Here is a 23,864-nt window from a genome sequence, read left to right as displayed (position 1 = left end):
TTCAGATCGCCGAGCGGCGCGCCAGCTCGGTGCGGCGCGCGGCCACTTCGCTCCGGGCGCGCTCCAAGGCGTCGATCTCGGTGGCGGTCAGCAGGTTGTCGATGACCCGGCCCAGGTGTTCGCGCATCGCGTTGCGGGCGCTGGTGGGGTTGCGCTCCTTCAGGGCCAGCAGGATTTCCTGGTGGTCGTCGATCAGCGGGCGCACGCCGACCTGACGCGCGCGCTCCAGCATCGCCCGGCACAGCGGCGACTTGTAGCGCAGGTCCCAAAGGTTCTCGACCACGGTGACCAGGGCGCTGTTGCGGCTGGCCTGAGCGATGGTGACGTGGAAGCGGCGGTCGGCCCGCTCGCCACGCACGTTATTGTCGTTCTCCACGACCATGTCGTCCATGATCGCGGCCAGTTCGGCCAGTTCCTCGTCGGTGATGGTGGCGGCCGCCAGGGCGGCGACTTCGCCTTCGATCAGGCGACGGGCTTCAGTCAGCTCAAAGGCGCCGATGTCCAGTTCGGGTGCGGGGCTCTCCGGGCGGGGGGTATCGGTGACATAGACGCCCGAGCCATGGCGGGCCTCGACAAGCCCGCGAATCTCAAGGGCGATCATCGCCTCGCGCACCGTGGGACGGCTGACCTTGTAGTCCTCGGCCAGATCGCGCTCGGAAGGCAACCGCTGGCCGGGCTTGTGGACGCCGTCACGGATCGCATCGGCGATCGAGTTGGCGACCTGCTGATAGAGTTTACGCGTTTCCGCCGTCGAAGTGGTCATGTGTCTGCGATCCCGCCGACGTCGCGTCGGCGGCGGGAATCCTATTGCATGACAAGGCGCGACGCTACCGTTCGGCGAGCGTGCCGTGGGGCCTGCGAGGTGTAACTGGTAAGGCCAAATTGGCTTGACATCTTAGTGGGCGTGGCGAAATTGGTCATGCCAAGCGCGTCGCCACCTTTTCTTGGGCGGCGCGGCCACCCAGAAGACCCGCGATGGCGGGCCCGCGAGCCTCTGATGCGACTGCGTCCCTGCCTGTTCCTGTCCGTGGCCGCCCTGAGCTCGGCGACAGCGTCCCTCGCCTTGGCGGCCAAGCCCGCAGCCGCGCCGGACCCGCGCGGTCCCGGCTACGCCACAGTCGCGCCGATGAACCAGACGGTCGAGGCCCGCATCCTGCCGCGTATGGCCGTGCTGCTCGACAAGCTGATGGTCGAGAAGCGCGGCATGACGCTGGACGGGGTCAAGGTCTTCGAGGCCGATGACAAGTTCCTGCCCGGCAAGATCGCCATTGGCCTGGCATATCTGATCGTCGACACGCCGCGCGATGATCCACGCCTTGTCCGGTATCTGTCCGCCTATCGCGAGATCGCCGACATGACGGTGGCCGACCCCAATGACACCTGGGGTGTCTACTACTACTGCCAGGCCTTGGTGATGCTTCAGGAGGCGGGGCTGCTGGATCAGGCCGTGTCCCCGGCGACGATGGCGGCGCTGAAGGCCAAGCTGGACTGGCGACGCTTTGTCCGCGCCGACGATCTGACGCTGATCAACCTGCCCAACAACTACTACGGCGTCGCCTTCAGCGTGGCGCGGCTGCGCTACCGGCTGGGTTGGGAAGACGTCTCGGCCAGCGAAGCTCTGCTGGACAAGACGCTCGACCATTATCGCAAGTATTCGGGCGAATATGGCTTTGCGGACGAAACCGATGGGCAGGGGCGGTTCGACCGCTACAGCGTGCTGCTGATCGGCGAGATCGCCCACCGTCTGATCGAGGCGGGCATGCCCGCGACGCCCGAGGTGCGGACGTGGCTGCGCCGATCCGTCGACCTGATGCTGCCGCGCCTAAACCCGCGCGGCGAGGGCTTCGAGTATGGCCGCAGCATCGGGACCTATGGCGAGACCGCCTTCCTGGAGGTGCTGACGGCGGCGGCCAAGCTGGACGTGTTGACGCCCGAGGAGAAGCGCATGGCCTATGCGTTCAGTTCGCGGGTGGCTGCGCGCTACATGGACTTCTGGTTCGACCCGGCGATGGGCTCGGTGAACCTCTGGGAGCACGGCCGTCGCACCGACGCCTATCGCGGCAAGCACCGGATCCTCGGCGAGAACCTCAGCCTTGGTCGCCAGTACATCTACACCAACGCCATCTGGAACGATTTGGGCTTCAAGGATCAGGCCGCCGATCCGGGTTACGGCGCCTGGCTGGACCGCCTGCCGCGCCGGACGGTCACATGGTTCGCCAAGGGTCAGTACGACCGGCTGCTGGTGACGATCCGTGATCGTCGACCTACCGGCGAGACGCGGGTGATCGGTCTGCCCCTCATCAATGGCGGGGAGGGCCAGCACATGAACTCGCCCTACTACCCGATCCCATCGTCGCCCGGGCTGCTGCAACATGTGGCCGACGCCGCGTTTCCTCAGCTCCTGCCGCGCATCACCCTGGCTGACGGCGCGGCCCTGGCGCCGCTGGCCTACGCCAAGGGCGCCAAGGTGGTCGAGCAGGGGGCGCGGACCGTCGTCACCTATCGTCAGGACCAACTGGACCGCCTGGGCCAGAAAGCGCCCGTGCCCGACGATCGGGTCAGCGCGCACACGACCTATGTGCTGGAGCCTGGCCTGATCCGCCGGACCGACGTGTTCACGCTAAAGCCCGGCGTTTCGGCGAAGGCCGTGGACCTCGCCTTCGCCAGCTTCTCGCGTGGCGGCGTCAGCCGGGGCGGCGCGACTCGCTTCGCGCGCGGCGCGGTGAGGACGTTCGACGTGCAAGGCCTGACCTGCGCGACGCGCGATCTGGACAACGAGCCCGCCTACCGCTCCGTCACCGGGCCGATGACCGCCCTGACGACCTGCACGGGCGCGCAGGATGCTCAGGGGACGATCACGGTGCGCTGGACGCTCCGCTACCGCTAGAGCGTTCTGGTTTAGATGGAGCCATCCAGACCAGATGAACAGGCTCTAAAGTCAGACATTCAGGGCCCTCTAGAGCCAAAGGGCTCTAGGCCGGGCCGACGCGGAACGCGCAAAGCTTGTTGCCGTCCAGGTCGCGGAAATAGGCGGCATAGAAGGCCTGCGGGCCCTCGTCGCCGCGCACGCCCGGCTTGCCCTCGCACTGAGCGCCCAGGCTGATCGCCTTCTCATACAGGCTGTCGACCTTGGCGCGTTCGTCGAGCACCAAGGCGATCATCGTGCCGTTGCCGAACGTCGCGGCCTCGCCGTTGTAGGGCTTACCGACCCCGAACATCGGCTTGGTCCAGTCCGCCCCCCAGGCGCAGCCGCCCGTCGGGAACTCCATCAGGCGCTTGACGCCGATCGCGCCGAAGAGGTCGTCGTAGAACCCCTTGGCCTTGTCCAGGTCGTTGGCGCCCACCAGGGTGTATCCGATCATCGCGTCCTCCTACGCTTCAGCGCCAGAGTGGCCGAGACGCTGCGGAGGGACCAGCAGATATTCAGGCCACTCAAGGGTTGGGGCGAAGGGAACAAGGGGCGGCACGTGGATCCATGTTCGAGACGAACATCAGTCGGTCGGCAGCGATATGTGGAATTTTGATCTATAATTTTCCCTATGTCGGGTATTCGACAAAGGTCTGCGGGCGATAATGGGAATATTCGTTCGCAAAGCCCAATCTGAGTGACTATACTGTCCGCATCACCGGCACGGTTTCTTCGAGCGTCGGTGGCTGAGAGAAGGAAGGTGGCGCTTTCCGCTCCCGCTCGTCTGGCCGGAGTATGCTCATGCCGACCTACCTTTTCTACCCGCATCGCGCCGACGGTGTTTCGCTGACCTTCATCGCTGAGGCGGCCGAGTCCGACAAAGAAGCCTTGATCCTGGCGTCCGAGATCGCGACAGCGCACGACTGCTCGGGAGTCTTCATCTGGGAGCCGGCGACCGAGCAGCGGCATGACCGTTTCGTCGGCGAAGTGCGGCGCCAGGACGGCGTTGGCCGGCGCCGGGCCGAACAGGCGGGAGCCTCCCTCGAAACCTGAGCGTTGGCGGAGCGACAGGGAGGTCGCCGTGGACAAGCTCTTCGCCAAGTTCGCCAATATCACCGCCAAGGCCACCGGCAGTCCGCCGGCGTTTCTGATCTGCGTTGGAATGGTGCTGGTCTGGGCGATCTCGGGCCCGCTATTCCGGTTTTCCGAGACCTGGCAGCTGGTCATCAACACCGGCACCACCATCGTCACCTTCCTGATGGTGTTCCTGATCCAGAACACCCAGAACCGCGACGGCGTGGCGCTTCAGACCAAGCTCGACGAGCTGATCCGTGCGTCCACCGAGGCGGAGGACGCCTTCATGGGCATCGAAAAACTGACCGATAAGGAGCTGGAGGCCATGCACAGCCGCTGCAAGGCGCGGGCGAAGCGACACCAGCAGGTCCTCGAGAAGGTCGCCGCCGAGAAGGACGCCAGGGCGCGGCGAAAGGGCGTTAAGGGCGGCGGCAGGACGGCGACGCGACGCCAGCCCACGTCTCGTCGGCGCAAGGCGGTGGCGGCGAGCCGCCAAGCCGCCGACTAAGACTTCAGTCTATCTTGACCGGTCGGGAGTGGACGGTCACGCGCTTCGGCGTTAGCGGTACCAGGAGCGGGTCCGCCGAGGCCCGGAGGGGGAGCCGCCTTGCCGAAACTCAAAGCCCTGCGCTGGTGGATCATCGGCCTGGTGATGCTGGGCGCGATCGTCAACTACCTGACGCGCTCGACCATGGGGGTCGCGGCGCCGACGCTCATGAAGGATCTCGGCATCACGGTGACCGAGTACTCCTGGATCACCAGCGCCTTTCAGCTGGGGATCATGCTGCAGCCGGTCTGCGGCTATATTCTGGACACGCTGGGCCTGCGCACCGGCTTCGCCGTCTTCGCCGCCGCCTGGTCGCTGATCGCCATGGCGCACGGCCTGGCCAACAACTGGCAAGGCTTCGCGGTGCTGCGAGGGTTCCTCGGTCTGGCCGAGGGCTCCGCGCAGCCGGCGGGGATGAAGGCCGTGGCCACATGGTTCCCCGCCAAGGAACGCGGCTTCGCCGGCGGGGTGTTCAACATTGGCGCCTCGATCGGCTCGGTGCTCGCGCCGCCACTGGTCGTCTGGGCGGTTCTCACCTGGAACTGGCGCGCGGCCTTCGTGCTGACCGGCGTGATGGGCCTGGCCTGGGTGGTGCTCTGGCTGGTCTGCTATCGCGCGCCCGACAAGCATCCGTCGATGACCGAAGAGGAGCGGGCGCTGATCGCGGCGGGGCAGGAGGCGCACCTGGACGCCGTCGCGGGCCGCCCCTCCGTCCTGTCGATTCTCAAGCAGGGGCAGTTCTGGGGCATCGCCCTGCCGCGCTTCCTGGCCGACCCCACCTGGGGCACGCTGTCGTTCTGGGTGCCGCTCTATCTCTCCCAGACGCGGGGCTTCGACCTGAAGCAGATCGCGCTTTTCGCCTGGATGCCTTTCGTCGCGGCGGACCTCGGCTGCATGGCCGGGCCGGTCATTGCGATGGTGCTGCAAAAGCGGGGCGTGTCGCTGATCAACGCCCGTCGCATCGCCTTCACCCTGGGGGCGGTGCTGATGACGGGCATGATGTTCGTGGGCAAGGTCGAAAGCGCCTACGCCGCCATCGCTCTGCTGTGCCTGGGCGGTTTCGCGCACCAGACGCTGTCGGTGACCGTGATCACCATGGCCTCGGACCTGTTCCGGCGAAACGAGGTGGCGACCGTCGCGGGGCTGGCCGGCATGATGGGCAATCTGGGCCTGCTGCTGTTCTCGCTGCTGATCGGCGGCCTGGTGACCAAGATCGGCTATGACCCGTTCTTCATCGCCCTGGGCGTGCTAGACATCGCCGGCGCCGTGCTGCTCTGGACGCTGGTCAAGGACCGCGCCGCCCCCGCCAAGGCCGCCGCATGAACAACGACCTGATCCGCAACCCGATCCTGCGCGGCTTCAATCCCGATCCGTCGATCGTTCGGGTCGGCGAGGACTACTACATCGCCACCTCGACCTTCGAGTGGTTCCCCGGCGTGCAGATCCACCATTCGCGCGACCTGCGGAACTGGCGCCTGCTGAGCCGGCCGCTGCAGCGCCCCAGCCAACTGAACATGATGGGCGATCCGGACGGCTGCGGAGTCTGGGCGCCGTGCCTGACGCACGCCGACGGCCGCTTCTGGCTGATCTTCACCGATGTGAAGCGCTATGGCCGCACCACGGTCGGCGGCGCCTCGGGCGCCTCACTGCGCGACTTCCACAACTACCTCGTCACCTGCGAAACGATCGACGGGGCGTGGTCCGACCCGATCCACCTGAACAGCTCCGGCTTCGATCCGTCGCTGTTCCATGATGACGACGGCCGCAAATGGCTGGTCAATCAGCTGTGGGATCATCGACCTGGCCGCAATCGCTTCGCCGGCATCGTCCTGCAGGAGTTCTCCGTCGTCGAGCAGCGGCTGGTGGGCGAGCGTAAGGTGATCTTCGAGGGGACGCCGATCGGCCTCACTGAAGCGCCGCACCTCTACAAGCGCGACGGCTGGTACTACCTGATCACGGCCGAGGGCGGCACCGGCTGGGGTCACGCCGCGACACTGGCCCGGTCCCGCGCGATCGACGGCCCGTATGAGTTGCACCCCGACACCTATCTGATCACCGCGCGGGACCGCCCCCATGCGCCGCTGCAGCGCGCCGGCCATGGCGACCTGGTCGAGACCGCCGATGGCGAGACCTATATCGTCTATCTTTGTGGGCGCCCTTTGCCGGGCCGGGGCCGGTGCGTGCTGGGCCGTGAGACCGCCATCCAGAAGCTGACCTGGGACGCCGACGGCTGGCCGCGCACGCTGGACGGTTCGGGCGACCCGACGCTCGATACGCCCGGCGCCGGCCTTACGGATCACGCCTGGCCCGCCGCTCCGGTGCGGGAACATTTCGACGCCGCAGCGTTGCCGATCGACTTCCAGTGGCTGCGAACGCCCTATCCGGAGACGATCTTCAGCCTGACGGCGCGACCGGGCTTTCTGCGGCTCCACGGACGCGAGAGCCTGGGCAGCTTGTTCACCCAGGCCTTGGTCGCGCGACGCCAGCAGGCGCACTGCTTCTCCGCCGCCACGGCTCTGGACTTCGAACCCGCCCATTTCCAGCAGGCGGCCGGGCTGGTCTGCTACTACAACGGCGCCAAGCTTCACTATCTGCACGTCACCCACGACGCCGAGGACGGCAAGCATCTGCGGGTCATGACCTGCTCGCCCGACAGTCCGCAGACCGACAGCTTCACCGCGCCGACGCCGCTGGCGGCTGGCCCGGTCGAGCTGCGGGTCGAGGTCGATTTCGAGCGGCTGCGCTTCGGTTACCGGCAGGATGGCGGCGCGTGGCGCTGGCTGCCCGAGGTGTTCGACGCGTCGATCCTGTCGGACGAGGCGACCACGCCGGGCGCGCCGAACTTCACCGGCGCCTTCGTCGGCATGGCCTGCCAGGACGGCTCTGGAATGGGCGCCCCGGCGGACTTCGACTGGTTCGACTACGAGGAACGGCCCTACCGCCGTGAGATCGCGTAGCGTCTCCTTCAGGTCACCGTCACGGGCGTCAGGATCGCGGCGGGCGAGGTGTCGCTCCATCCCTCCTGGTCGATCATGAAGGCGGCGCGCGCGCGGATGTCGGCGGACGAGGCGCCGACCATCAGGTCGATCCGACCCTTCTCGATCCGCCAACGCCCCGCGTCCCAGAACGCGCACTGTCGCGCCGAGAGGGTGAAGGTCAGGCGCCGGGTCTCGCCAGGCTTCAGCGTCAGGCGGCGGAAGCCCCGCAGCGCCATCACCGGCCGCGCCACGGCCGCGACCGGATCGCGCATGTAAAGCTGTACGACCTCGTCGGCGGTGACCTTGCCGGTGTTGGTGACGGTCAACGTAGCGGAAAGGGTTTCGCCGTCGCTGATCGCCGCCTTGTCGAGCGCAAGCCCGGAATAGTCGAAGCGGGCGTAGGAAAGGCCGTGTCCGAACGGGTAGACGGGCCCGACGTCCAGGTCGTGATAGCGCGTAGTGTCCTTGGCCAGATCGGGGTCGGCGGGGCGACCGGTGGGGTAGTGGGCGTAGGTCTCCGGGAGGGCGCCCGCCGTACGTGGCAGGCCCATCGGCAGGCGGCCTGCCGGGGACACCTCGCCCAGCAGGATGTCGGCGAGGGCCGTGCCGCTCTCCACGCCCAACAGCCACGTCATCAGCGCCGCCGGCGCCTTGGCCAGCAGGTCGGGGATGGCCAGCGGCCGACCGCCCATGATCAGCAGCACGACCGGCTTGCCGGTGGCCAGGATCGCATCCGCCAACGCCTTCTGCCCGCCGGGGAGGGACAGATCCGAGCGGCTGCGGGACTCGGCGCTGTGGTCGAAATCCTCGCCGACCACCAGCACGGTGACGTCAGCGGCCTTGGCCGCCGCGACGGCCGCCGCGACGCCCGCCAGATCGTCGGCGCGGGGCGCGGCGCCGGGCGCGTAGACGAGGTCTGGAAGGCGGGCCCTGAGCGCCGTGACCAGCGTGACAGCGTCGGTTTCCTCGCCGCGCGCCTTCCAAGACCCGATGGCGCTGCGGGCGTCGTCGGCCAAGGCGCCGACCACGGCGACCTTGGCGCCCTTGGCCAGGGGCAGGACGTCGCCGTCGTTCTTCAGCAGCACCACCGACTTGCGCGCCGCGTCGCGGGCGATGGCTCGGTGCGGGGCCGAGACCATCACGGTCTTCTCGCGGGCGACATCGCCAAAGCGGTAGGGATCGTCGAACAGCCCCAGGCGCGCCTTGGTCATCAGGATGTGGGTTACCGCCTGGTCGATCAGCGGCAGCAGGCTGGGGTCTTCGGCGACGGCGGTCTTCAGATGCGCGGCGTAGACGCCGCCGGCCATGTCCATGTCGACGCCGGCCTTCAGGGCCAGGGCCGCAGCCTGGGCCGGCGTCTCGGCCACGCCGTGGGCGATCAGCTCTGCGATGGCGTTCCAGTCGCTGACGACGATCCCGTCAAAGCCCCACTTGTCGCGCAGCAGGCCGCGCACCAGGACCGCATTGGCGGTGGTCGGCACGCCGCCGATATCGTTGAAGGCGGTCATGAACGACCCCGCGCCCGCCGCCTTGCCAGCGGCGAAGGGCGGCAGGATCACCTCGTGCAACGTGCGCTCCGAGATGTCGGCGCTGTCGTAGTCGCGGCCGCCCGCCACCGCGCCATAGGCCCCGAAGTGCTTGACGCAGGCCAACACGGTGTCGCGGCCGGCGAGGTTTCGGGTCTGGAAGCCCTCGGTCTGGGCCACGCCCATGACCGCGCCGAGATACGGATCCTCGCCCGCGCCTTCGACCACCCGACCCCAGCGGGGATCGCGGGCCACGTCGACCATCGGCGCGAAGGTCCAGTGCAGGCCCGCGACGCTGGTCTCGATCGCCGCCATGCGGGCGCAGGCGCGGTACGCCTCGGGATCAAAGGTGGCCGCCATGGCCAGCGGGACCGGATAGAGCGTGCGGTAGCCATGGACGACGTCGATGGCGAACAGCAGCGGGATTTTCAGCCGCGACTCTTCGACGGCCACCTTCTGCAGGTCCCGAAGGAACTGGGCGCCGGCCACGTGCAGATAGGAGCCGACGCCGCCCCGACGGACGAGATCCAGCGCCGCCGCGTCGATGCGGGAATTCAGCGCCTTCTGCCGCCCGCCGGGCGGCTGGTGCATCTGGCCGATCTTCTCGTCCAGGGTCATCCGCGACAACAGGTCCTTGACCTGTCGGACGTGGGCGGCGCTCAAGGGCTGGGCTTGGCCGGCGCGCGGGGCCAGAAGGCTTGTCGCCAGGGCGAGGCCGCCCGCCATCATATCGCGCCGCGTCGTCATGCGATCCCCGCCGTTCTTGAGCCTGCGTCTCTGGAGACGGCGAAATGATAACGCTGTCATCGCTCCGCCACCACTGCGACCTTGGTCTAGGGTTGCGGGGCTACCGGGCCGCTTCCCGCGCCTTGAAGTAGTCACGCAGCACGTAGAAGGCGGGCTTGCGGCGACCGGTCGGCGACAAGAGACCCTTTCGGTTCCAGCCCTGCTGATAGATCGGGTGCTGTCGGCGGGGAGCGCGGAAGTCCTTGAGAATCCAGGGCGAAATCCCGCGTAAGGTCGACGCCTTGTCGGCCATGGCCAAGGTCTTCTCGTAGTAGGTCTTCTGGAAGTCCTCGGAGAACTTCCGCATCAGCGCAGGGTCGGCGAAGCCGGCCAGGGCGTCGGCTCCGAACTCCGAGAAGACCATCGGCTTGTCGGTCGCGCGCCAGGTCATGGCCGGCAGGGCGTCGAGCGCGTCATTGCTGTACCAGCCGTTGTAGGTGTTGGCCGCCAGCACATCCAGCCTGTCGGCCAGCGGGTCGTTGAGGCTCATCACCACCTGGCCGTCGACGGTCTTGCGATCAGTGAGCAGGGCGGCGGTCACCAGCCGGCTATCATCCAGAGCGCGGACGTCGTCGATCAGTTGATAGAGGAAGCGGTTGCGCGGCGCGCTGATCGGCGTCTCGTTGGCCACGCTCCACAGAATGATCGAGGCGCGGTTACGGTCGCGGCGGATGTTGTCGGCCAGCATACCGCGCGCCAGCGCCAGGGTGCGCGGATTGCCGAAATCGACCAGCCAGTAGACCGGGATCTCACTCCAGACCAGGAGGCCCATCTCGTCGGCGACACGGGTCATGATCTCGCTGTGCGGATAGTGGGCCAGCCGTACGAAGTTGCCATGCAGGCCCTGCTTGACCTCGGACAGCAGGGCCCGGGCGCTGGCTTCGCTGATCGTTCGGGTCGGGTTCTCGCCGAACTCTTCCTCGTGCACCGAGATTCCGCGCAGGAAGATCGGCTTGCCGTTCAGAAGGATCTCCGAGCCCCGGGTCTCGATGGTGCGCAAGCCGACCCGGTCGGTCAGGCGATCCTCGCCCGTCTCGACCACGACATCGTACAGCCGGGGCGTTTCGGGCGACCAGCGCACCAGGCTCCGCGGCGCGGCCACGGCCGCGTTCAGCACGCCGTTCGCGTCTGTCCTGCCCACCAGCGCAACGCCCAACTCGCCGATCCGCACGCGCACCTCGCGGCCTGCCGCCTCGGGGCCGTCGAGCCGGATCGTGACGGCGATCTTCCCGTCCTTGGACAGACGGACCCACGCCTCATCCACGAAGGTCGCGGGCGTGATCACCAGGCGCATCGGCCGGGTGATGCCGCCATAGTTCTCCCAGTCGGTCACGGGCGGGGGGACGCCATCGGCCTGGGGCGTGGAGTCGACCCCCACGGTGAGCTGGTTGTTGCTGGCGCGCAGGACGTCGGTGACCTCCATCGAGAACGGCGTGAAGCCGCCCTCGTGCTCGCCGACCGCCTTGCCGTTCAGATAGACCTTGGCGGTGTAGTTGACGGCCTCGAACCGCAGGAACGCGCGCTGGCCCGGCTTTAGGGCGGGGGCGTCAAAGCGGCGCTGGTACCACATCAGGCCCTGATAGTAGCGCAGCGTGGGATCATGGCCTATCCAGCCCTGCGGCAGCGTGGCCATGGGGCTGCGATCCATGTCGTACTCATAGAGCGCGTTCGGCCGCGCACGGGTGACGGCGTCGACATCGACATCGTCATAGCGCCGGTGGCCTTCGCCCGCCGGCCCCCGGTGGAAGCCGGCCAGCCCATCCCGATAGGGATCAACCGAATAGCGCCAGGTTCCGGAGAGATCGACGCCGGCGCGCGTGTCGGCGCGGGTCAGGGTAGGGGGCGCGGTCAGTCCGAGGGATGGCGCCAGGAGCGCCAAGGCGCCGATCACGCCCGCCAGGGTTTTCTTGGCCATCCCCATCGCGTCCTCCAGCCGCCGTTCGGCGTTTCACGCTGATGAAGCACGCGGGGCGGTCAGGGCGCAACTGAAAGTGGTCAGGCCACTCGCCGCAAAGAAAAACGGCCCGGTCGCAGGACCGGGCCGCTGGTCTTCACGGTGTCGCCAGACCTTAGAAGGTCTTGCGGACCGTCACGCCGTAGGTGCGCGGGGCGTTCGGATAGCCGCTGTAGCTGCCGTCCTGGGCCACGGTCGGGAAGGTCGAGATCAGACCGTCGTCCTTGGTCAGGTTGCGGGCCCACAGCATCACTTCGATCTGCTTGGCCGTGTTGGTCACGCCGACGCTGGCGTTGACCAGGTTCTGACCGAAGGTCGCGATGTTCGGCGGCGTGGTTTCCGTCAGGTGCGTCTTGCTGGTGTAGTCGTACTCGACGCGGGCATAGGCCTGATAGTCGCCGAACTCGTGGTTGACGGTCGCCGAGGTCGAGAACGTCCACTTCGGAATACCGGCCGGGGCGTCACCCGTCAGATCGCGGAAGTTCGGACGGCGGCCGGTGGCCGGATCGACCGGGCAGCGCACGGTGTCGTAGGCCACGCAGGCCGCGCCCGTGAAGCTGTCGTACTTCGGATCGAGGTAGGTGACCGCAGCCCCCAGGTTCAGCCAGCCGGTCGGGCGCCAGGCGCTGTCGATTTCGAAGCCGCGCACCGACTCTTCACCGGCGTTGACCAGGCTGTAGCCCAGGCCCGTGAAGGCGTTCGACTGGAAGCCCTTGATCGACTGCTGGAACACCGCGACGTTGGCGTAGCCGCCCGGGAAGTTGGCCTTCACGCCCGCTTCCAGAACGTCGACGTCTTCCGGATTGGCGCTGCGGCCGACGCCGTTGGCGTTCGGCGGACGGCTGTCGGACGACAGGTTGTAGGCGCCGGCCTTCCAGCCCGTCGAGTAGCTGACATAGGCGTTGATGGCGCCGAAGTCATAGGCCGCGCGGATCGCGTAGGTGATCTTGTCACCCTTCAGCTGACCCGACTCGTTGGCGTTCGGGTAGTTCACCGGGCCGTGGTTGGTGGTGTTGCCGTAGAAGAACTGCAGCGCGCCCAGGGCGCTGTAGATGTTGCCCGGCAGGCCCAGGGCGGTGAACTGCGGCACGGCGCCGAGGTTCAGGGCCGAGAAGGGGTCGTTCATGGTCACGAACGACTGGGCCTTCTTGGTGTCCTTCAGATAGGCCAGACCGCCCGTCAGGGTCAGCTTCTCGGTGACCTTGTAGTCGAACTGGCTGAACAGCGAGAGCGAGCGCTGCTTCATCTTGTAGTAGTCGTCGATGCCTTGGCCGGCCTGGAAGTAGGTGGCGCCCGGACGGATCGACGGCGTGACGAGGCTTTGCAGGAACTCGATCGCGTAGAGGTTCGAGCGACCGGTCAGGGCCGGGCGCAGGGCCGGCGGCAGGGCGCCCAGCAGGGTGGCCGGAACCGCGCCGGACAGCACGTCGGCATAAGAGCGGATGTCCGTGCCGTAGCTGACGGTGCGGCCGGTATCGAGACGCTCGTCCTGGAAGAAGCCGCCGACCAGCCAGTTGAACGGACCTTCGCTGTTCGAGGCCAGGCGGATTTCCTGGGTGAACGTCTTGATCTCGTTGGCGGTGCGGTTGTTGGAGATGTCGGCGCCGGTGAAGTCGATGTCCTGGAAGGACGCGTTCTTCTGGTTCCGGTAAGCGGTGATCGAGGTCAGCTTGGCGAAGCTGAGATCATAGTCGATCTGGCCCGAGAAGCCGCGACCCGAGAGGTTGTTCTCCGGATCGGTGTTGAAGATCACATTGCGCTCGAAGACCTTGGTCGTGTCGCTTATCGGCTTGCGCAGCACCGCGCCGATGGCCAGGGTGGCCGGACCGTTCAGGATCGAGGACACGCCGCAGCAGCGCTCGTTGATCTTGTTGTAGTCGGCGATGAAGCGCATCGACAGCTTGTCGGTGGGCTCGACCAGCACGTCGCCGCGGATGGACCAGCGGTTGCGGTTGTTGACGTCGTTGCCGGTCGTCAGATTGGTGAACAGGCCGTCGCGCTTGTTGTAGCTGCCCGAGACGCGGACGGCGACGGTGTCGCTGAGCGGGCCGGTGATCGTGCCCTTGACCTGCTGGGCGTTGTAGTTGCCGTACGTGCCTTCGATCTTGCCGCCGAACTCGTACTGCGGCTTCTTGGTCACGATGCTGATGGCGCCGGCCGACACGTTCTTGCCGAACAGGGTCGACTGCGGGCCGCGCAGCACTTCGATGCGCTCGACTTCGGGCAGGTCATCCAGGGCCGCGGCCGAGCGCGAGCGGTAGACGCCGTCGATGAACACGCCCACCGAGCTTTCGATGCCGTCGTTGCCGTTACCGTTACCGAAGCCGCGGATCACGAAGTTGGTCTGACCGGTCGCGTTGAACTGCGAGACCTTCAGCGACGGAACGACGGACTGCAGGTCGATCAGGTCGCGCACCTGGGCGCGTTCAATCGTTTGTTGGCCGGTGACGGCGACCGAGATCGGCACGTCCTGCAGCGTCTGTTCGCGCTTGGTGGCGGTGACCACGATCTCGGAGATCGAGTTGTCGTTGGACTGGCTTTGGGCCAGGGCGGGGGAAGCGATGGCGAGCGCCAGGGCCGACACCCCCAGCAGGTGGACGTTTCTCATGAGATACTCCCTGATTTTTTATTATGCGCCGCGCGCCTTCCCATCCCGCCTCGAGCAATCGCGGGTTTCTTTTGGGGAAGGGCGGACATGTTGACGTTGGGGAAGGGCGATCCTGACCGATCCGACCGACCGTTGAGGACGGTCGCCGTGGCCTGGCCGTGGATGAGGACGCTTTGCGTCATGTTATCGCCCCAGCACGCGCGGTCTTGCATCCCGAGCGTTGCAGATCCGAACTTAACATGGTCTCGATATTCTAACGCAAGTTAGAATTTATCCGATTGATCGCCGCCGCATTACGGCGGAGGTTGGCGATCGACGTTCGGCCGGCGACAGAACCGGCGGCGTCGCGGAGGAGAACTCGGTTGTCGAAGGGCGAGGACCCTGGCGTCCTGACCGAAGAGGTCAGGCCCTTGGCGCAAAGCCAGAAGTCGATGAAGAAGCGCGAGGCGATCCTCCGCGCGGCCATCGAAATCATCAACACCAAGGGCTTCGCCGCCGCCACGATGACCGACATCGCCGCGGCGCTCGATCTGCGAGATGCCGCGCTCTACTACTACTTCCCCAACAAGCAGGCGCTGGCCTATGCCGGCCACCAACGCTCCCTCGAGCGTTTCGAGGCCATCCTGATCACGATCGAGGCCGACGGCGGCACGGGCCTGTGCAAGCTGCGGCGTTTCCTGCGCGCCGTGCTGGAAGACGGCGTGATCAACGGACCTCAGCTCTATTTCGGCGACCATTCCTATCTGGAGCCGGCCCAGCAGCGGGCCATAGACACCTGGACCGGAAGGCTGGCCAAGAAATTGGAGCGCTTCCTGGAGGAGGGCATGGCCGACGGCACGATCGCCGACTGCGAACCGCGCCTGGTGGTCCAGCTCCTGGTCGGCATGCTCATCTGGCTGACCAAGTGGACGCCGACCACGCCCGGTCTCACCAACGAGCGCCTGCTGGAGGCCATGGAGACGACGGCGTTGTCTGGCCTCGCCCGGGTCAGGTGAGGCCCAGCGCGGCGCGCGCCTTGCGCGTCAGCTTGGCGGCGACCAGACCATGCGCGGTCGCCAGCCAGTCGCCGACCTCGGCATCGTCCTCGGTCGCCATATCGGCGAACCAGACCCACCGGGCTCGGGCCAGATAGGGCGCGGGCCGCGCTCGCCCCGGTTCGGTCAGGACCTCGAAGGCGACGTCCGAGGCCTTGAACGAGAAGCTGTCGCCCGCGGCGCCACGCACGGCGAACATCTTGTCGCCGACCTTGAACACGTGATTGTCGCCCCATTGGATCGACAGGCTCGCGCCCGGCAGGGCCAGGCACGCCTTGTCGAACGCCTCGGGCGTCATCAGCCCTCTACGCCCAGGCCGATGGGGCAGACCACGCCAGTGCCGCCGATGCCGCAATAGCCGTTCGGGTTCTTGGCCAGGTACTGCTGGTGATAGTCCTCGGCGAAATAGAACGGGCCGGCGGCTTCGATTTCAGTGGTGATCGTCCCAAGACCCCGCGCCGACAGAGCCTGCTGATAGGCGTCCTTGGACGCCGCAGCCGCGGCGGCCTGGGCGTCGCTGGTCACATAGATCCCCGAGCGATACTGGGTGCCGATGTCGTTGCCCTGGCGCATCCCCTGGGTCGGGTCGTGGTTTTCCCAGAAGGTTTTCAGCAGCGCCTCGTAGGTGACGATCTTCGGATCGACCACCACCAGCACCACCTCGGTGTGGCCGGTGCGGCCGGTGCACACCTCTTCATAGGTCGGGTTGGGGGTGATCCCGGCGGCGTAGCCGGCGGCGGTCACATAGACGCCCGGGACCTTCCAGAACACGCGTTCCACGCCCCAGAAGCACCCCATGGCGAAGATGGCGGTCTCCAGGCCCTCGGGATAGGGCCCCTTCAGCGCGTGGCCGTTGATGAAATGGACGTCGGCTGTCGGGATCGGGGCCGCGCGACCGGGCAGGGCGGTGGCGGCGGAGGGCAGCTCGAGGGTCTTTTGGAGCGACAGCATGACGGGCCTTTCGCGGCGGAAAACACTTCGGCGACAGATATAGGCGTGGTCGTCGACGGTTTCATCCCGCAACGCGCTTGCTACCGGCGAGCCCCTGAGTATATTGCGCGCCTTCCCGCGCCGGGGGTCTCAACCACCCCCGACCCGAGTGCGCTGGTGAGGTGGCCGAGTGGTTGAAGGCGCACGCCTGGAACGCGTGTATAGGGGAAACTCTATCGAGGGTTCGAATCCCTCTCTCACCGCCACGCCTTCTCTCAATCCATTGTATTAAATAGTTATTTTCGCATTTGATTGTGAGGGTCCCACTATGGGTCCTACTTTCCTCGGCGCTGCCGAGCCCTATGGGCGGCTGCCAGTGCCTTTGGTGCAGGTGAAGATCGAAGGCTAGAATCGCGCTAGGCGCACCTACGCTTTTCTACGAAACCCTATCCGGGGAGTGCGATGAAGGCGCCGCCCCTATGACGTCTGCGCGCCGGATGCCTCGGGGGCCGCTCGCTCCCCTTAAGGGAGGGCGCTACGCCGCCGGGGCTCTAGCGCTTCTGGTCTCCAGCTCGCCCCGGTCGCGTCGATGACCGGATCGCTAGACCCCGCGCGACGGCAATCCTGACCAGCCGTGCGCCGATTGGATGTCGCGTATTCAAGCGGGCGCTGCCGTTAGGTGCTCGTGGCGGCCTTGTAGTCACGGATCGCCCAAGCTGCCGTGACCAGGCTATCAATGCGCGGTCCGAACCCGTCCTCGGATGCACGATCCACATTCTTCGCTCGGCGCATGTATTCCCCCATTTGATCGGGGTTGAAGTCGGGGTGATCGATCACCTGACTGAGGGCGACGTAGAAGCGCTCTTGGTCGTTGTCGTGGGTGGTGTGCCAGGTGTCGGTGGCAAGGAAGCGGTCAAAGGTCTCGTACATGGTGTTCTCGCTCGTTTAGATGTTCGGCATGGGGCTCAATGAAAGAGCGATCAAAAGCCATATAAAACGTAGGCGCGAATAGGCTATAAATGGCGAATGCCTAGCTTTGCGCATACGAAAATCGCCGAGCAGATAGCTCGCCTTGACACGCCGCCATCTGATCCTGCTGCCTTTTCGGATTGGATTAGGGCCGGAAAGCATCTGGCCTTCCTGCGAGCAAATGCCTCCACCGACGAGATCGTCATCTATGGATCGGGGCCGTATGCGTTCATCCACTCCATGGTTGTTCCCAACGAGCTTCTGTCGCCGCCAGATCAAACCGACCTTCTAGCTTGGAGCTGCAATCCGTACACGAGCATCGCCAGCTACGTTTATGGCGGTGGGCGCGAGGAGATGTGGATCGAGCGAGGTGCTAACGGCAAGGGTTCCAAAGCGCTCAATCAAGGCAAGGATCTCGTTTTCGGTCGGACCTTCGAAGGATGGTCTGGAGACGACCGCACCTATTTCGAGGTGAACCAAGAATACACTCATCTGGCAGGAATTCATTGGCGGCCAGAATATAATTCTTATTGTAAATTTGATGAGAATGGCGACTTAGATCATGTGGTCTCGATACGCCCGCGTGGTTCGGACGAGGTTTTGCTCGTCTCGTTCTCTTGGCCTGCGCTTGAAGAATATCTCGCAGTCTCGAATTCGTCGCTCGTCCGCATGTTCGATTTCACGTTGCTGCGCCGTGGGTCGTTTAATGGCTGGCCGGACGGTCCCGAGGAGATTTTCGAAGAGGGTGGCTTAGTTTACCGCCAGAAGGTGGGCGGGAATTGCGCCTATACGCGCGGCTATCAGATCATCGGCCTTCGCAGGCCGGCCCTTGAAGTCATGGAAGACATCAAAGATGGATGGAGCGGGCGCAGGAAAAAGCGATATGTCGAGTTTGTCGCCCAAGACTGGCGAAATAACACGATAACTGAAATCTCAACCGATCCCAAAGCGACTACAAACTATTTTGAAGCTGACGGAAATTCTCTTCCTTTTGAGCTTTCTCCGGCATTTTTCCGCCCGGAGGTGCTGTCAAAGTATAAAACGGATCGTGAAAAATACACGGTCGGGGAAAGAGACGTTCAGTGCCGCGCGGCATGGAGTTTACGCGGCTTCGATGTGAATGAGGCCGGACAGATTCACGCTTATATCTGTGATCTCAGAAATCTGCCGTATTCTGAGCAACTGCATTGGCTCTCTTACAACGAAGAGCCGAAATCCCCGATTTCCGAACGCGCCTTTGTCAACGACTTCAAAGGTGAGTTCGTGTCGTTCATGCCGCCTCGTGAAGAGGTGCTGTCTATCGTGCGGCGCTGGAAAGATAAGCGCACGCCATGGTGGACACTTCGTGATGTCGAATTGCTCAATCGCGCAAATCAGCCGCTGACCACAAGCCGGGATGAGTGGAGTGAAGCAAATATGGATCTTTCAAAGCTCCTCGTGGAGGGCTTTGAAGCCAAATTCATTCGCAAGAAGCTGGATGAAGCGGGTGTTGCCTACACTGAAAAAGAACAGAGCATTGCGCTGCTTGAAAAGCTGATCGCTCACGAACACCCAAGTGGCTCGTCAGTTCAGCTCGTGGGTTTGCGTACAATTCAGCGGATAAGGTCGAAGGTGAAAGGCCACGCCGGAAGTAGCGAAGCCAACGAAATCGTCCAAGAAGCCATCTCACGCCATGGCAGTTTGGCCGAAAATTTTCGCTACCTGTGCGCTCTGATTGCCAATGAACTTGAAAATATCGAGCGACTATTCGACCGTCAGGTCAAAACATAGCTTTCAACGTTCACATGCTGGCCAACTCGTAACGCCTCTACCGGGTGCCTGAAGAACTGCAATGATCCTGTACAAATACGTGCCCTTTAAAGCTGGGCAGCAGATCATCGAAACGGCGACGATCGGCTTCTCGCGGCCAGAGCATTTCAACGATCCGTTCGACACGCCCGTCTATCCGGATGAATCGGGAAGCATGGCGTTAGATCGCATCCCGGAACGCATTCACGTCATGGGCAAGCAGCTTTTATGGGGGCAGAGGACGGGTGTGCTCTCGCTCACGCGCACACCGACCAATCCGCTCATGTGGGCGCATTACGCCGAGCAGCATCGCGGCTTAGTAATAGGGATCGATGTTGTCGCGGCAGGGCTGACCGGGGAAGCACACAACTTGATCCCGGCTCAGTATGGCAACGTGATCTATGTCTCGCGCAGGCTAAACCAGCCCTTCATCGGCAAGCCGACGACAGGGATTGAAGTTGGCGGCACGCACCATTTCCCGCAAGACCACTACGAAGAGCTTCAGCGGTTGTTCCTGCATAAGCCGCTGTGCTGGTCGTATGAAGAGGAAGTGCGCGTGGTGAAATGCCTTCAGGGCGTCACGCCCGGAGAGAGCGAAACTCCCAGTGGCAAATTCACGGTCATCGATATCAATGGAAGACCGCTGTATCTCGTGGCTGTGCCGAGAGAGGCGATCAGGGAAATCCACTTCGGATTCCGCTCAGACGATCATCCATCGGACGAGCTTTACTACCGCGCTAAAGAGCTGATGCCCCATTTGTTGATGCTGCAATGTCACCTGTTGCCTGGCAGCTTTTCAATAGGCGCTGACGAATATACGACTATTGCCGATGCGATGGCCCTATAGACGCTCCAATCGGTCAGGCCTTTTGCAACGCCAGCCTCTGCCAGCGCTCCGGATCGGCGACCAACAGCAAGCGCTCGCCGGCCGACCACATGTCGCGGCGTAGCATTTGCGCCGCCCTCTTCTCCGGCCACGCCCAACTAGCCGGCGCGGCGTTGACGATTATGGTCGGGACGCTCGCATAGAGGATCGCTCCCGCAACGACGCCTACAGCCGCCGCCTGTAACAGCCGCCAGTTCTGCAAGCTGGCCAGCCGCGCCCGATCAATCCACCCATCGAGATCACGACCGGAGCGCTGAAGCGCTTCCTGGGCCTGATGCAAAGCCACGCGATCCTGCCGCCTGGCCTCGTCGCCAGCCGCAGCGATCTGTCGCGCCAGGTCCGCCGGGCTCAGGGCAAAGGCGGGACTGGTCATCACCTTGCCCAGCCGTCCGACTGCCACCGACACGCCCTTGGCGATCTCGCCCAGCGTCTCGTTGTAGTCCGGCGCGTGCGCTCGCTCGGCCGCAAGTCCAGCGACAGCGACATTCAGCAACGCCACCTCCCGCCGCAGCGCCTCGAACGCCGCCGCCGCATCGACCGGCCCTTCCGGCGCAATACCGTGCTCCATCATTCTTCTCCTAAACGCCAAGCCCGCGCCCACGGCCAATGCCGAGGTATTCGATGAGCCCCCGTCCAATGCTGCGGCCTATCTCTGGCGGCAGACCAAGCTCGGCCCGCCGCCCGCGCAGCAGCGACTCTATCTGCGGATCGCGCTCCAAGTTCTTGGCCATGGCGCCCATGCGCTCCTTGACCTGCCGGGTGCCGGTCATGTCGCCCTCGCGGTGGAAGGCGGTGCGCTGCCGCTCCAGGCCCTGCCAGCGCTCGACAAACCGATCGGCCCGTAGGCGCGGATCGGCCCGAACCTCCGCCTCAAGCTGAAGGACGCGGATCGCCATTTGCGTCCGCCCCGACGCGACCTCACCGGCCAAGCCGGGCTCACGCATGTAGGCTCGCTCCAGATCCTTGGCCGCGTGCGGACCGATCTTCCCCAGACCCTCGCGCGCCTCCTCCAACGCTCGCCGCTGGTGGGCTAGCACGGGCAACCCGCGGGCGTTCATCCGCATGACATCCGCCGTAGCGCGGGCGTGGCGTTCGATCGCGCGGTTCCGGTAGAGCTGGCCGACCTCTCGCGCCGGCGCCGTCGGTTGACACGCTGGACTCGCCGGCTTGAACCCGTCGAACATCCCGCGCTGGCGCTGCGGCGATTCCTTCGCCTGCATCGACGCCGGCACGTGGATGTCGCGCCGCTCGGCGAAATCGCTGGCCATGTCCTTGGCCCGTTCGCGCGACAGCACGCGGGTCAGCTTGCCCAGACCCTCGAACTCGTCGCGGCCGTAGTGGACCTGCACGCTGTCGCGGTGCCGCGACAGGGCGACATAGGCGCCGTGGCGGTCCATCCCCGGCGTCGCCAGCACATGGGTCCGGTCGACCGTGACGCCCTGGCTCTTATGGATGGTCGCCGCGTAGCCATGATCGACCTGGGCGTAATCCTTCAGGTCGACGGTCACCGATCGCCCCGCGTCGAGCCGCACGGTCATCTGGGTCGGCGAGACCTGCTCGATCTCGCCGAGCATGCCGTTCTTCACGCCAAGTCCGCGATCGTTCTTCAGGAACATCAGCCTATCCCCGGTCGCGAACGAACGCTCGCCGCGCTCGGCTTTTATCGTGACGTCCTCGCCCAAGGCGCCGGCCTGGCGCAGCCGCTCGCGGGCCGTCAGGTTCAGCTCGCGCACCTCATCGTTGGTGTGGGTGAGGATGATCCGGCTCTTGCCCGGCTCGGCCACACGCTCACGGTCCCAGCGCTCGACCAGATCCTCGCGCGCCTGGTCGCGGGTCTCGGCGGCGTGGACCATGCCGCGCGCCTCGTAGGCGTCCAGCGCCTCGCCCGTCCGACCGGTGGCCAGATGCCGCGTGGCGTCGCGCTGCCAGTCCTCGTACTGCCGACGAACCTGGGTGATCTCGACGTGGCTATGGCGCTCGGCGATCGACCGGAAGGCCGCGCCGGCCTCGATGGCCTGGAGCTGCTCAGGATCACCGACCAGCACCACCTTGGCGCCGGCCTTCTCGGCGGCCGACAACAGCCGCTCCATCTGCCGCGAGCCGATCATGCCGGCCTCGTCGATCACCAGCACGTCGCGGGCGTCCAGCAACTCGCGGTCTTTCGCCCACTGGTGTTCAAGGCTGGCGATCGTGCGCGAAGCGATGCCCGATCCGCCTTCCAGGTTCTCGGCGGCAATCCCCGAGAGCGCGAGGCCTTGAACGCGATAGCCGGCGTCCTCCCAGGCCTCGCGGGCGACACCCAGGAGCGCTGACTTGCCGGTGCCGGCATAGCCGACGACGACGCCGAGATCGCGCCCCTCGGTGACGTGCTCGAACCCGGCCTTCTGCTCGCCGGACAGAACGAGACCACGCTGCTCGGCGCGCGCCAGGGCGCGCCGTTGCTGCGACGCGCTGACGCCGTGCGCCCGACGTTCCGCCATCACTTCGCTAGCGCGATGCAGCCGATCCTCGACAGCGATCATATCGCGGCTGGTAAAACGGTCCTGGCCGCGCCCGTCCTGGCCCAGCGCCACCAACTCGGGCGAGGTCCGCACCGCGCTCATGGCCCGGTCGAACTGATCCTTGCCGTCCGAGTGGCGGTGGATGAACTTCGCCAAATCCTGCTGTTTAAACGTCGCCTGCTGGTGGGTGATGGCGTCCAGGGCAATGCGCGGATCGGCGATGATCTTGTCGCCATTCTCGCGCGCGATGCGGTGATGATCTTCGAACCGCTCGGCCTCCAGACCCTCGCCGGCCATGCGCCCGGCCGCCGGACCTATTTTATGCTGTGGCTCAAGGTCGATGCCCTGTTCTTCCAGGCTGCGGTGATCGATCCGCGCGTCGATATCGAGTTGCGCCAGCCGCTCGTTGACGTGGTCGGCCCAGGCCTCGCGCCAGTGCTCGACCAGCTCGGTGCGGTTCCAGTCGCGGACCTTGGCGCCGAAGCCGTCTTCGCCGACCTCCCGCATCGACAACATGACGTGGGCGTGGGGCTTGGCGAGACCATCGGGGCCAATGTCCCAATGCACATTGAGGTCGGCGACCATGCCGCGATCGACCATCTCGCGCTGGACGAAGTCGCGGGCCAGCGCGATGCCTTGGGCCTGGTCCATCTCACGCGGAATGGCGAATTCGACCTCGCGGGAGAGCTGGGCGTCCTTGCGCTTTTCGCCGGCCTCGACCGTGTTCCACAGCATCGTGCGGTCGGAAAGCTGCTCGGGCGCGCCGTCCGGCAGCATGATCTCGGAATGGACAACACCGCTCTTGTTTGTGAAGTCGTGGTCGCGGTCGAGCCGCTCGTCGTGCAGCCGGCTGGCGGAGCGATAGGCGGCCGAGGCCACGGCGCTGGCCCCGGTGGCGCGGCTGATGACTTTGACGCTGAGGTGGTAGATCGCCATGGCGACAGACCACCTACTACCCTGAGCGCACGTCGGCACGACGTATAAGCGCGCCCTCCCAAGAAAGAATCTCGGGAGGGACCGGCCCGTCCCAATGTGTTCCGGCGACCTTACAGCATTCCCGGACCGTCTGCTTTACGATCAGCGCATCATCGAAACCTGGAGACTTGGGATGCGAAAACCACGAGACTTCGACGCTGAACTCAAGAGCCTCGAAGACAAGGCCAGGATCCTGAAGGATCGTAAGGTTCGGCAGCTTGGCGAGCTGGTGATCGCCACGGGCGCCGACGCCCTCGACATCGATACTCTGGCCGGCGGACTGCTGGATCTGGCCGACGCCGGGAACGCCGCTCGCAAGGAAGGCTGGAGGAAGCGCGGCGCGGGGTTCTTTCGCGGCGGCAAGGACGGCGCTCCGGCAAGTGCTGGCGGCGAACAATGA

20 protein-coding genes and 1 tRNA gene are annotated in these 23,864 nt (G+C 65.4%); 10 read left to right on the top strand and 11 right to left on the bottom strand.

Going from position 1 to position 23,864, the window contains the following annotated elements; all coding sequences use genetic code 11:
• Position 1: 1 nt before the first annotated feature.
• Positions 2-763, bottom strand: a complete 762-nt coding sequence (locus CSW63_RS17875) for a FadR/GntR family transcriptional regulator (protein ID WP_062094350.1) — start codon at positions 761-763, stop codon at positions 2-4.
• A gap of 234 nt (positions 764-997) precedes the next feature.
• Here CSW63_RS17875 and CSW63_RS17870 point away from each other — a divergent pair, with 234 nt between their 5' ends.
• Complete coding sequence (locus CSW63_RS17870; RefSeq protein ID WP_062094348.1) at positions 998-2,887, top strand: hypothetical protein; 1,890 nt, start codon at positions 998-1,000, stop codon at positions 2,885-2,887.
• A gap of 85 nt (positions 2,888-2,972) precedes the next feature.
• Here the strand turns inward: CSW63_RS17870 and CSW63_RS17865 are convergent, their stop codons facing one another.
• Positions 2,973-3,362 carry a VOC family protein gene (locus CSW63_RS17865; RefSeq protein WP_062096610.1) on the bottom strand — a complete coding sequence of 130 codons (390 nt, stop codon included), beginning with the start codon at positions 3,360-3,362 and terminating at the stop codon, positions 2,973-2,975.
• A gap of 347 nt (positions 3,363-3,709) precedes the next feature.
• On the opposite strand from CSW63_RS17865, the gene CSW63_RS17860 reads away from it, so the two are divergent.
• The 4 genes from CSW63_RS17860 to CSW63_RS17845 all read left to right on the top strand — a co-directional run bounded on the left by CSW63_RS17860 (position 3,710) and on the right by CSW63_RS17845 (position 7,486).
• Positions 3,710-3,961 carry a hypothetical protein gene (locus CSW63_RS17860; protein WP_197425268.1) on the top strand — a complete coding sequence of 84 codons (252 nt, stop codon included), beginning with the start codon at positions 3,710-3,712 and terminating at the stop codon, positions 3,959-3,961.
• Positions 3,962-3,989: 28 nt separating this feature from the next.
• Entirely contained in the window at positions 3,990-4,490 is a 501-nt protein-coding gene (locus CSW63_RS17855; RefSeq protein WP_062096608.1) for a low affinity iron permease family protein, read from the top strand.
• 144 nt (positions 4,491-4,634) lie between these two features.
• A complete protein-coding gene (locus tag CSW63_RS17850) occupies positions 4,635-5,852 on the top strand; it encodes an MFS transporter (protein ID WP_231737495.1) in 1,218 nt (405 codons plus the stop codon).
• Positions 5,849-7,486: a glycoside hydrolase family 43 protein gene (locus CSW63_RS17845; protein ID WP_062096603.1), complete on the top strand. Its 1,638-nt coding sequence runs from the start codon at positions 5,849-5,851 to the stop codon at positions 7,484-7,486. Before CSW63_RS17850 ends, CSW63_RS17845 begins: the two co-directional genes overlap by 4 nt.
• An 8-nt stretch (positions 7,487-7,494) precedes the next feature.
• On the opposite strand, the gene CSW63_RS17840 is transcribed toward CSW63_RS17845, so the two are convergent.
• From CSW63_RS17840 to CSW63_RS17825, 4 genes are all read right to left on the bottom strand, one after another.
• Entirely contained in the window at positions 7,495-9,780 is a 2,286-nt protein-coding gene (locus CSW63_RS17840) for a glycoside hydrolase family 3 N-terminal domain-containing protein (protein WP_099503117.1), read from the bottom strand.
• A gap of 100 nt (positions 9,781-9,880) precedes the next feature.
• The gene (locus tag CSW63_RS17835; protein WP_062098144.1) at positions 9,881-11,734 is read right to left on the bottom strand and encodes a glycoside hydrolase family 2 protein; all 1,854 of its coding nucleotides are present in this window, start codon (positions 11,732-11,734) and stop codon (positions 9,881-9,883) included.
• A 154-nt stretch (positions 11,735-11,888) separates the two neighbouring features.
• Positions 11,889-14,381 carry a TonB-dependent receptor gene (locus tag CSW63_RS17830; RefSeq protein WP_062098143.1) on the bottom strand — a complete coding sequence of 831 codons (2,493 nt, stop codon included), beginning with the start codon at positions 14,379-14,381 and terminating at the stop codon, positions 11,889-11,891.
• Positions 14,378-14,563, bottom strand: coding sequence for a hypothetical protein (locus tag CSW63_RS17825; protein WP_082749645.1), 186 nt, complete (start codon positions 14,561-14,563; stop codon positions 14,378-14,380). The genes CSW63_RS17830 and CSW63_RS17825 overlap by 4 nt, the downstream gene beginning before the upstream one ends.
• Positions 14,564-14,743: 180 nt before the next feature.
• Here CSW63_RS17825 and CSW63_RS17820 point away from each other — a divergent pair, with 180 nt between their 5' ends.
• Complete coding sequence (locus CSW63_RS17820; RefSeq protein ID WP_062098142.1) at positions 14,744-15,376, top strand: TetR/AcrR family transcriptional regulator; 633 nt, start codon at positions 14,744-14,746, stop codon at positions 15,374-15,376.
• Here the strand turns inward: CSW63_RS17820 and CSW63_RS17815 are convergent.
• Together CSW63_RS17815 and msrA are read right to left on the bottom strand one after the other, a co-directional pair.
• Positions 15,369-15,713: an MmcQ/YjbR family DNA-binding protein gene (locus CSW63_RS17815; protein ID WP_062098141.1), complete on the bottom strand. Its 345-nt coding sequence runs from the start codon at positions 15,711-15,713 to the stop codon at positions 15,369-15,371. The genes CSW63_RS17820 and CSW63_RS17815 overlap by 8 nt on opposite strands.
• Positions 15,713-16,366: a peptide-methionine (S)-S-oxide reductase MsrA gene (gene msrA, locus CSW63_RS17810; RefSeq protein ID WP_062098139.1), complete on the bottom strand. Its 654-nt coding sequence runs from the start codon at positions 16,364-16,366 to the stop codon at positions 15,713-15,715. The genes CSW63_RS17815 and msrA overlap by 1 nt, the downstream gene beginning before the upstream one ends.
• Positions 16,367-16,521: 155 nt before the next feature.
• On the opposite strand from msrA, the gene CSW63_RS17805 reads away from it, so the two are divergent.
• Positions 16,522-16,611, top strand: a tRNA-Ser gene (locus CSW63_RS17805).
• A gap of 409 nt (positions 16,612-17,020) precedes the next feature.
• On the opposite strand, the gene CSW63_RS17800 is transcribed toward CSW63_RS17805, so the two are convergent.
• Positions 17,021-17,275: a hypothetical protein gene (locus CSW63_RS17800; protein WP_099503121.1), complete on the bottom strand. Its 255-nt coding sequence runs from the start codon at positions 17,273-17,275 to the stop codon at positions 17,021-17,023.
• Positions 17,276-17,371: 96 nt separating this feature from the next.
• Between CSW63_RS17800 and CSW63_RS17795 the strand changes: the two genes are divergently transcribed.
• Both CSW63_RS17795 and CSW63_RS17790 read left to right on the top strand, forming a co-directional pair.
• Complete coding sequence (locus tag CSW63_RS17795; RefSeq protein ID WP_099503123.1) at positions 17,372-19,084, top strand: hypothetical protein; 1,713 nt, start codon at positions 17,372-17,374, stop codon at positions 19,082-19,084.
• Positions 19,085-19,145: 61 nt separating this feature from the next.
• Entirely contained in the window at positions 19,146-19,949 is an 804-nt protein-coding gene (locus CSW63_RS17790; RefSeq protein ID WP_099503125.1) for a DUF2971 domain-containing protein, read from the top strand.
• A 13-nt stretch (positions 19,950-19,962) separates the two neighbouring features.
• Here CSW63_RS17790 and CSW63_RS17785 read toward each other — a convergent pair whose 3' ends face one another.
• Both CSW63_RS17785 and traA read right to left on the bottom strand, forming a co-directional pair.
• Positions 19,963-20,556: a DUF6118 family protein gene (locus tag CSW63_RS17785; protein ID WP_246842032.1), complete on the bottom strand. Its 594-nt coding sequence runs from the start codon at positions 20,554-20,556 to the stop codon at positions 19,963-19,965.
• Positions 20,557-20,566: 10 nt separating this feature from the next.
• The gene (traA, locus tag CSW63_RS17780; protein ID WP_099503127.1) at positions 20,567-23,425 is read right to left on the bottom strand and encodes a Ti-type conjugative transfer relaxase TraA; all 2,859 of its coding nucleotides are present in this window, start codon (positions 23,423-23,425) and stop codon (positions 20,567-20,569) included.
• A gap of 172 nt (positions 23,426-23,597) precedes the next feature.
• Between traA and CSW63_RS17775 the strand changes: the two genes are divergently transcribed.
• Positions 23,598-23,864 (top strand): conjugal transfer protein TraD, encoded by a 267-nt coding sequence (locus CSW63_RS17775; RefSeq protein WP_099503129.1) that lies wholly within the window; start codon positions 23,598-23,600, stop codon positions 23,862-23,864.

Origin of the sequence: Caulobacter sp. FWC26 (assembly GCF_002742645.2) — a bacterium.
Lineage (GTDB): Bacteria > Pseudomonadota > Alphaproteobacteria > Caulobacterales > Caulobacteraceae > Caulobacter.
This window is presented reverse-complemented; position numbering and strand designations above follow the sequence as displayed.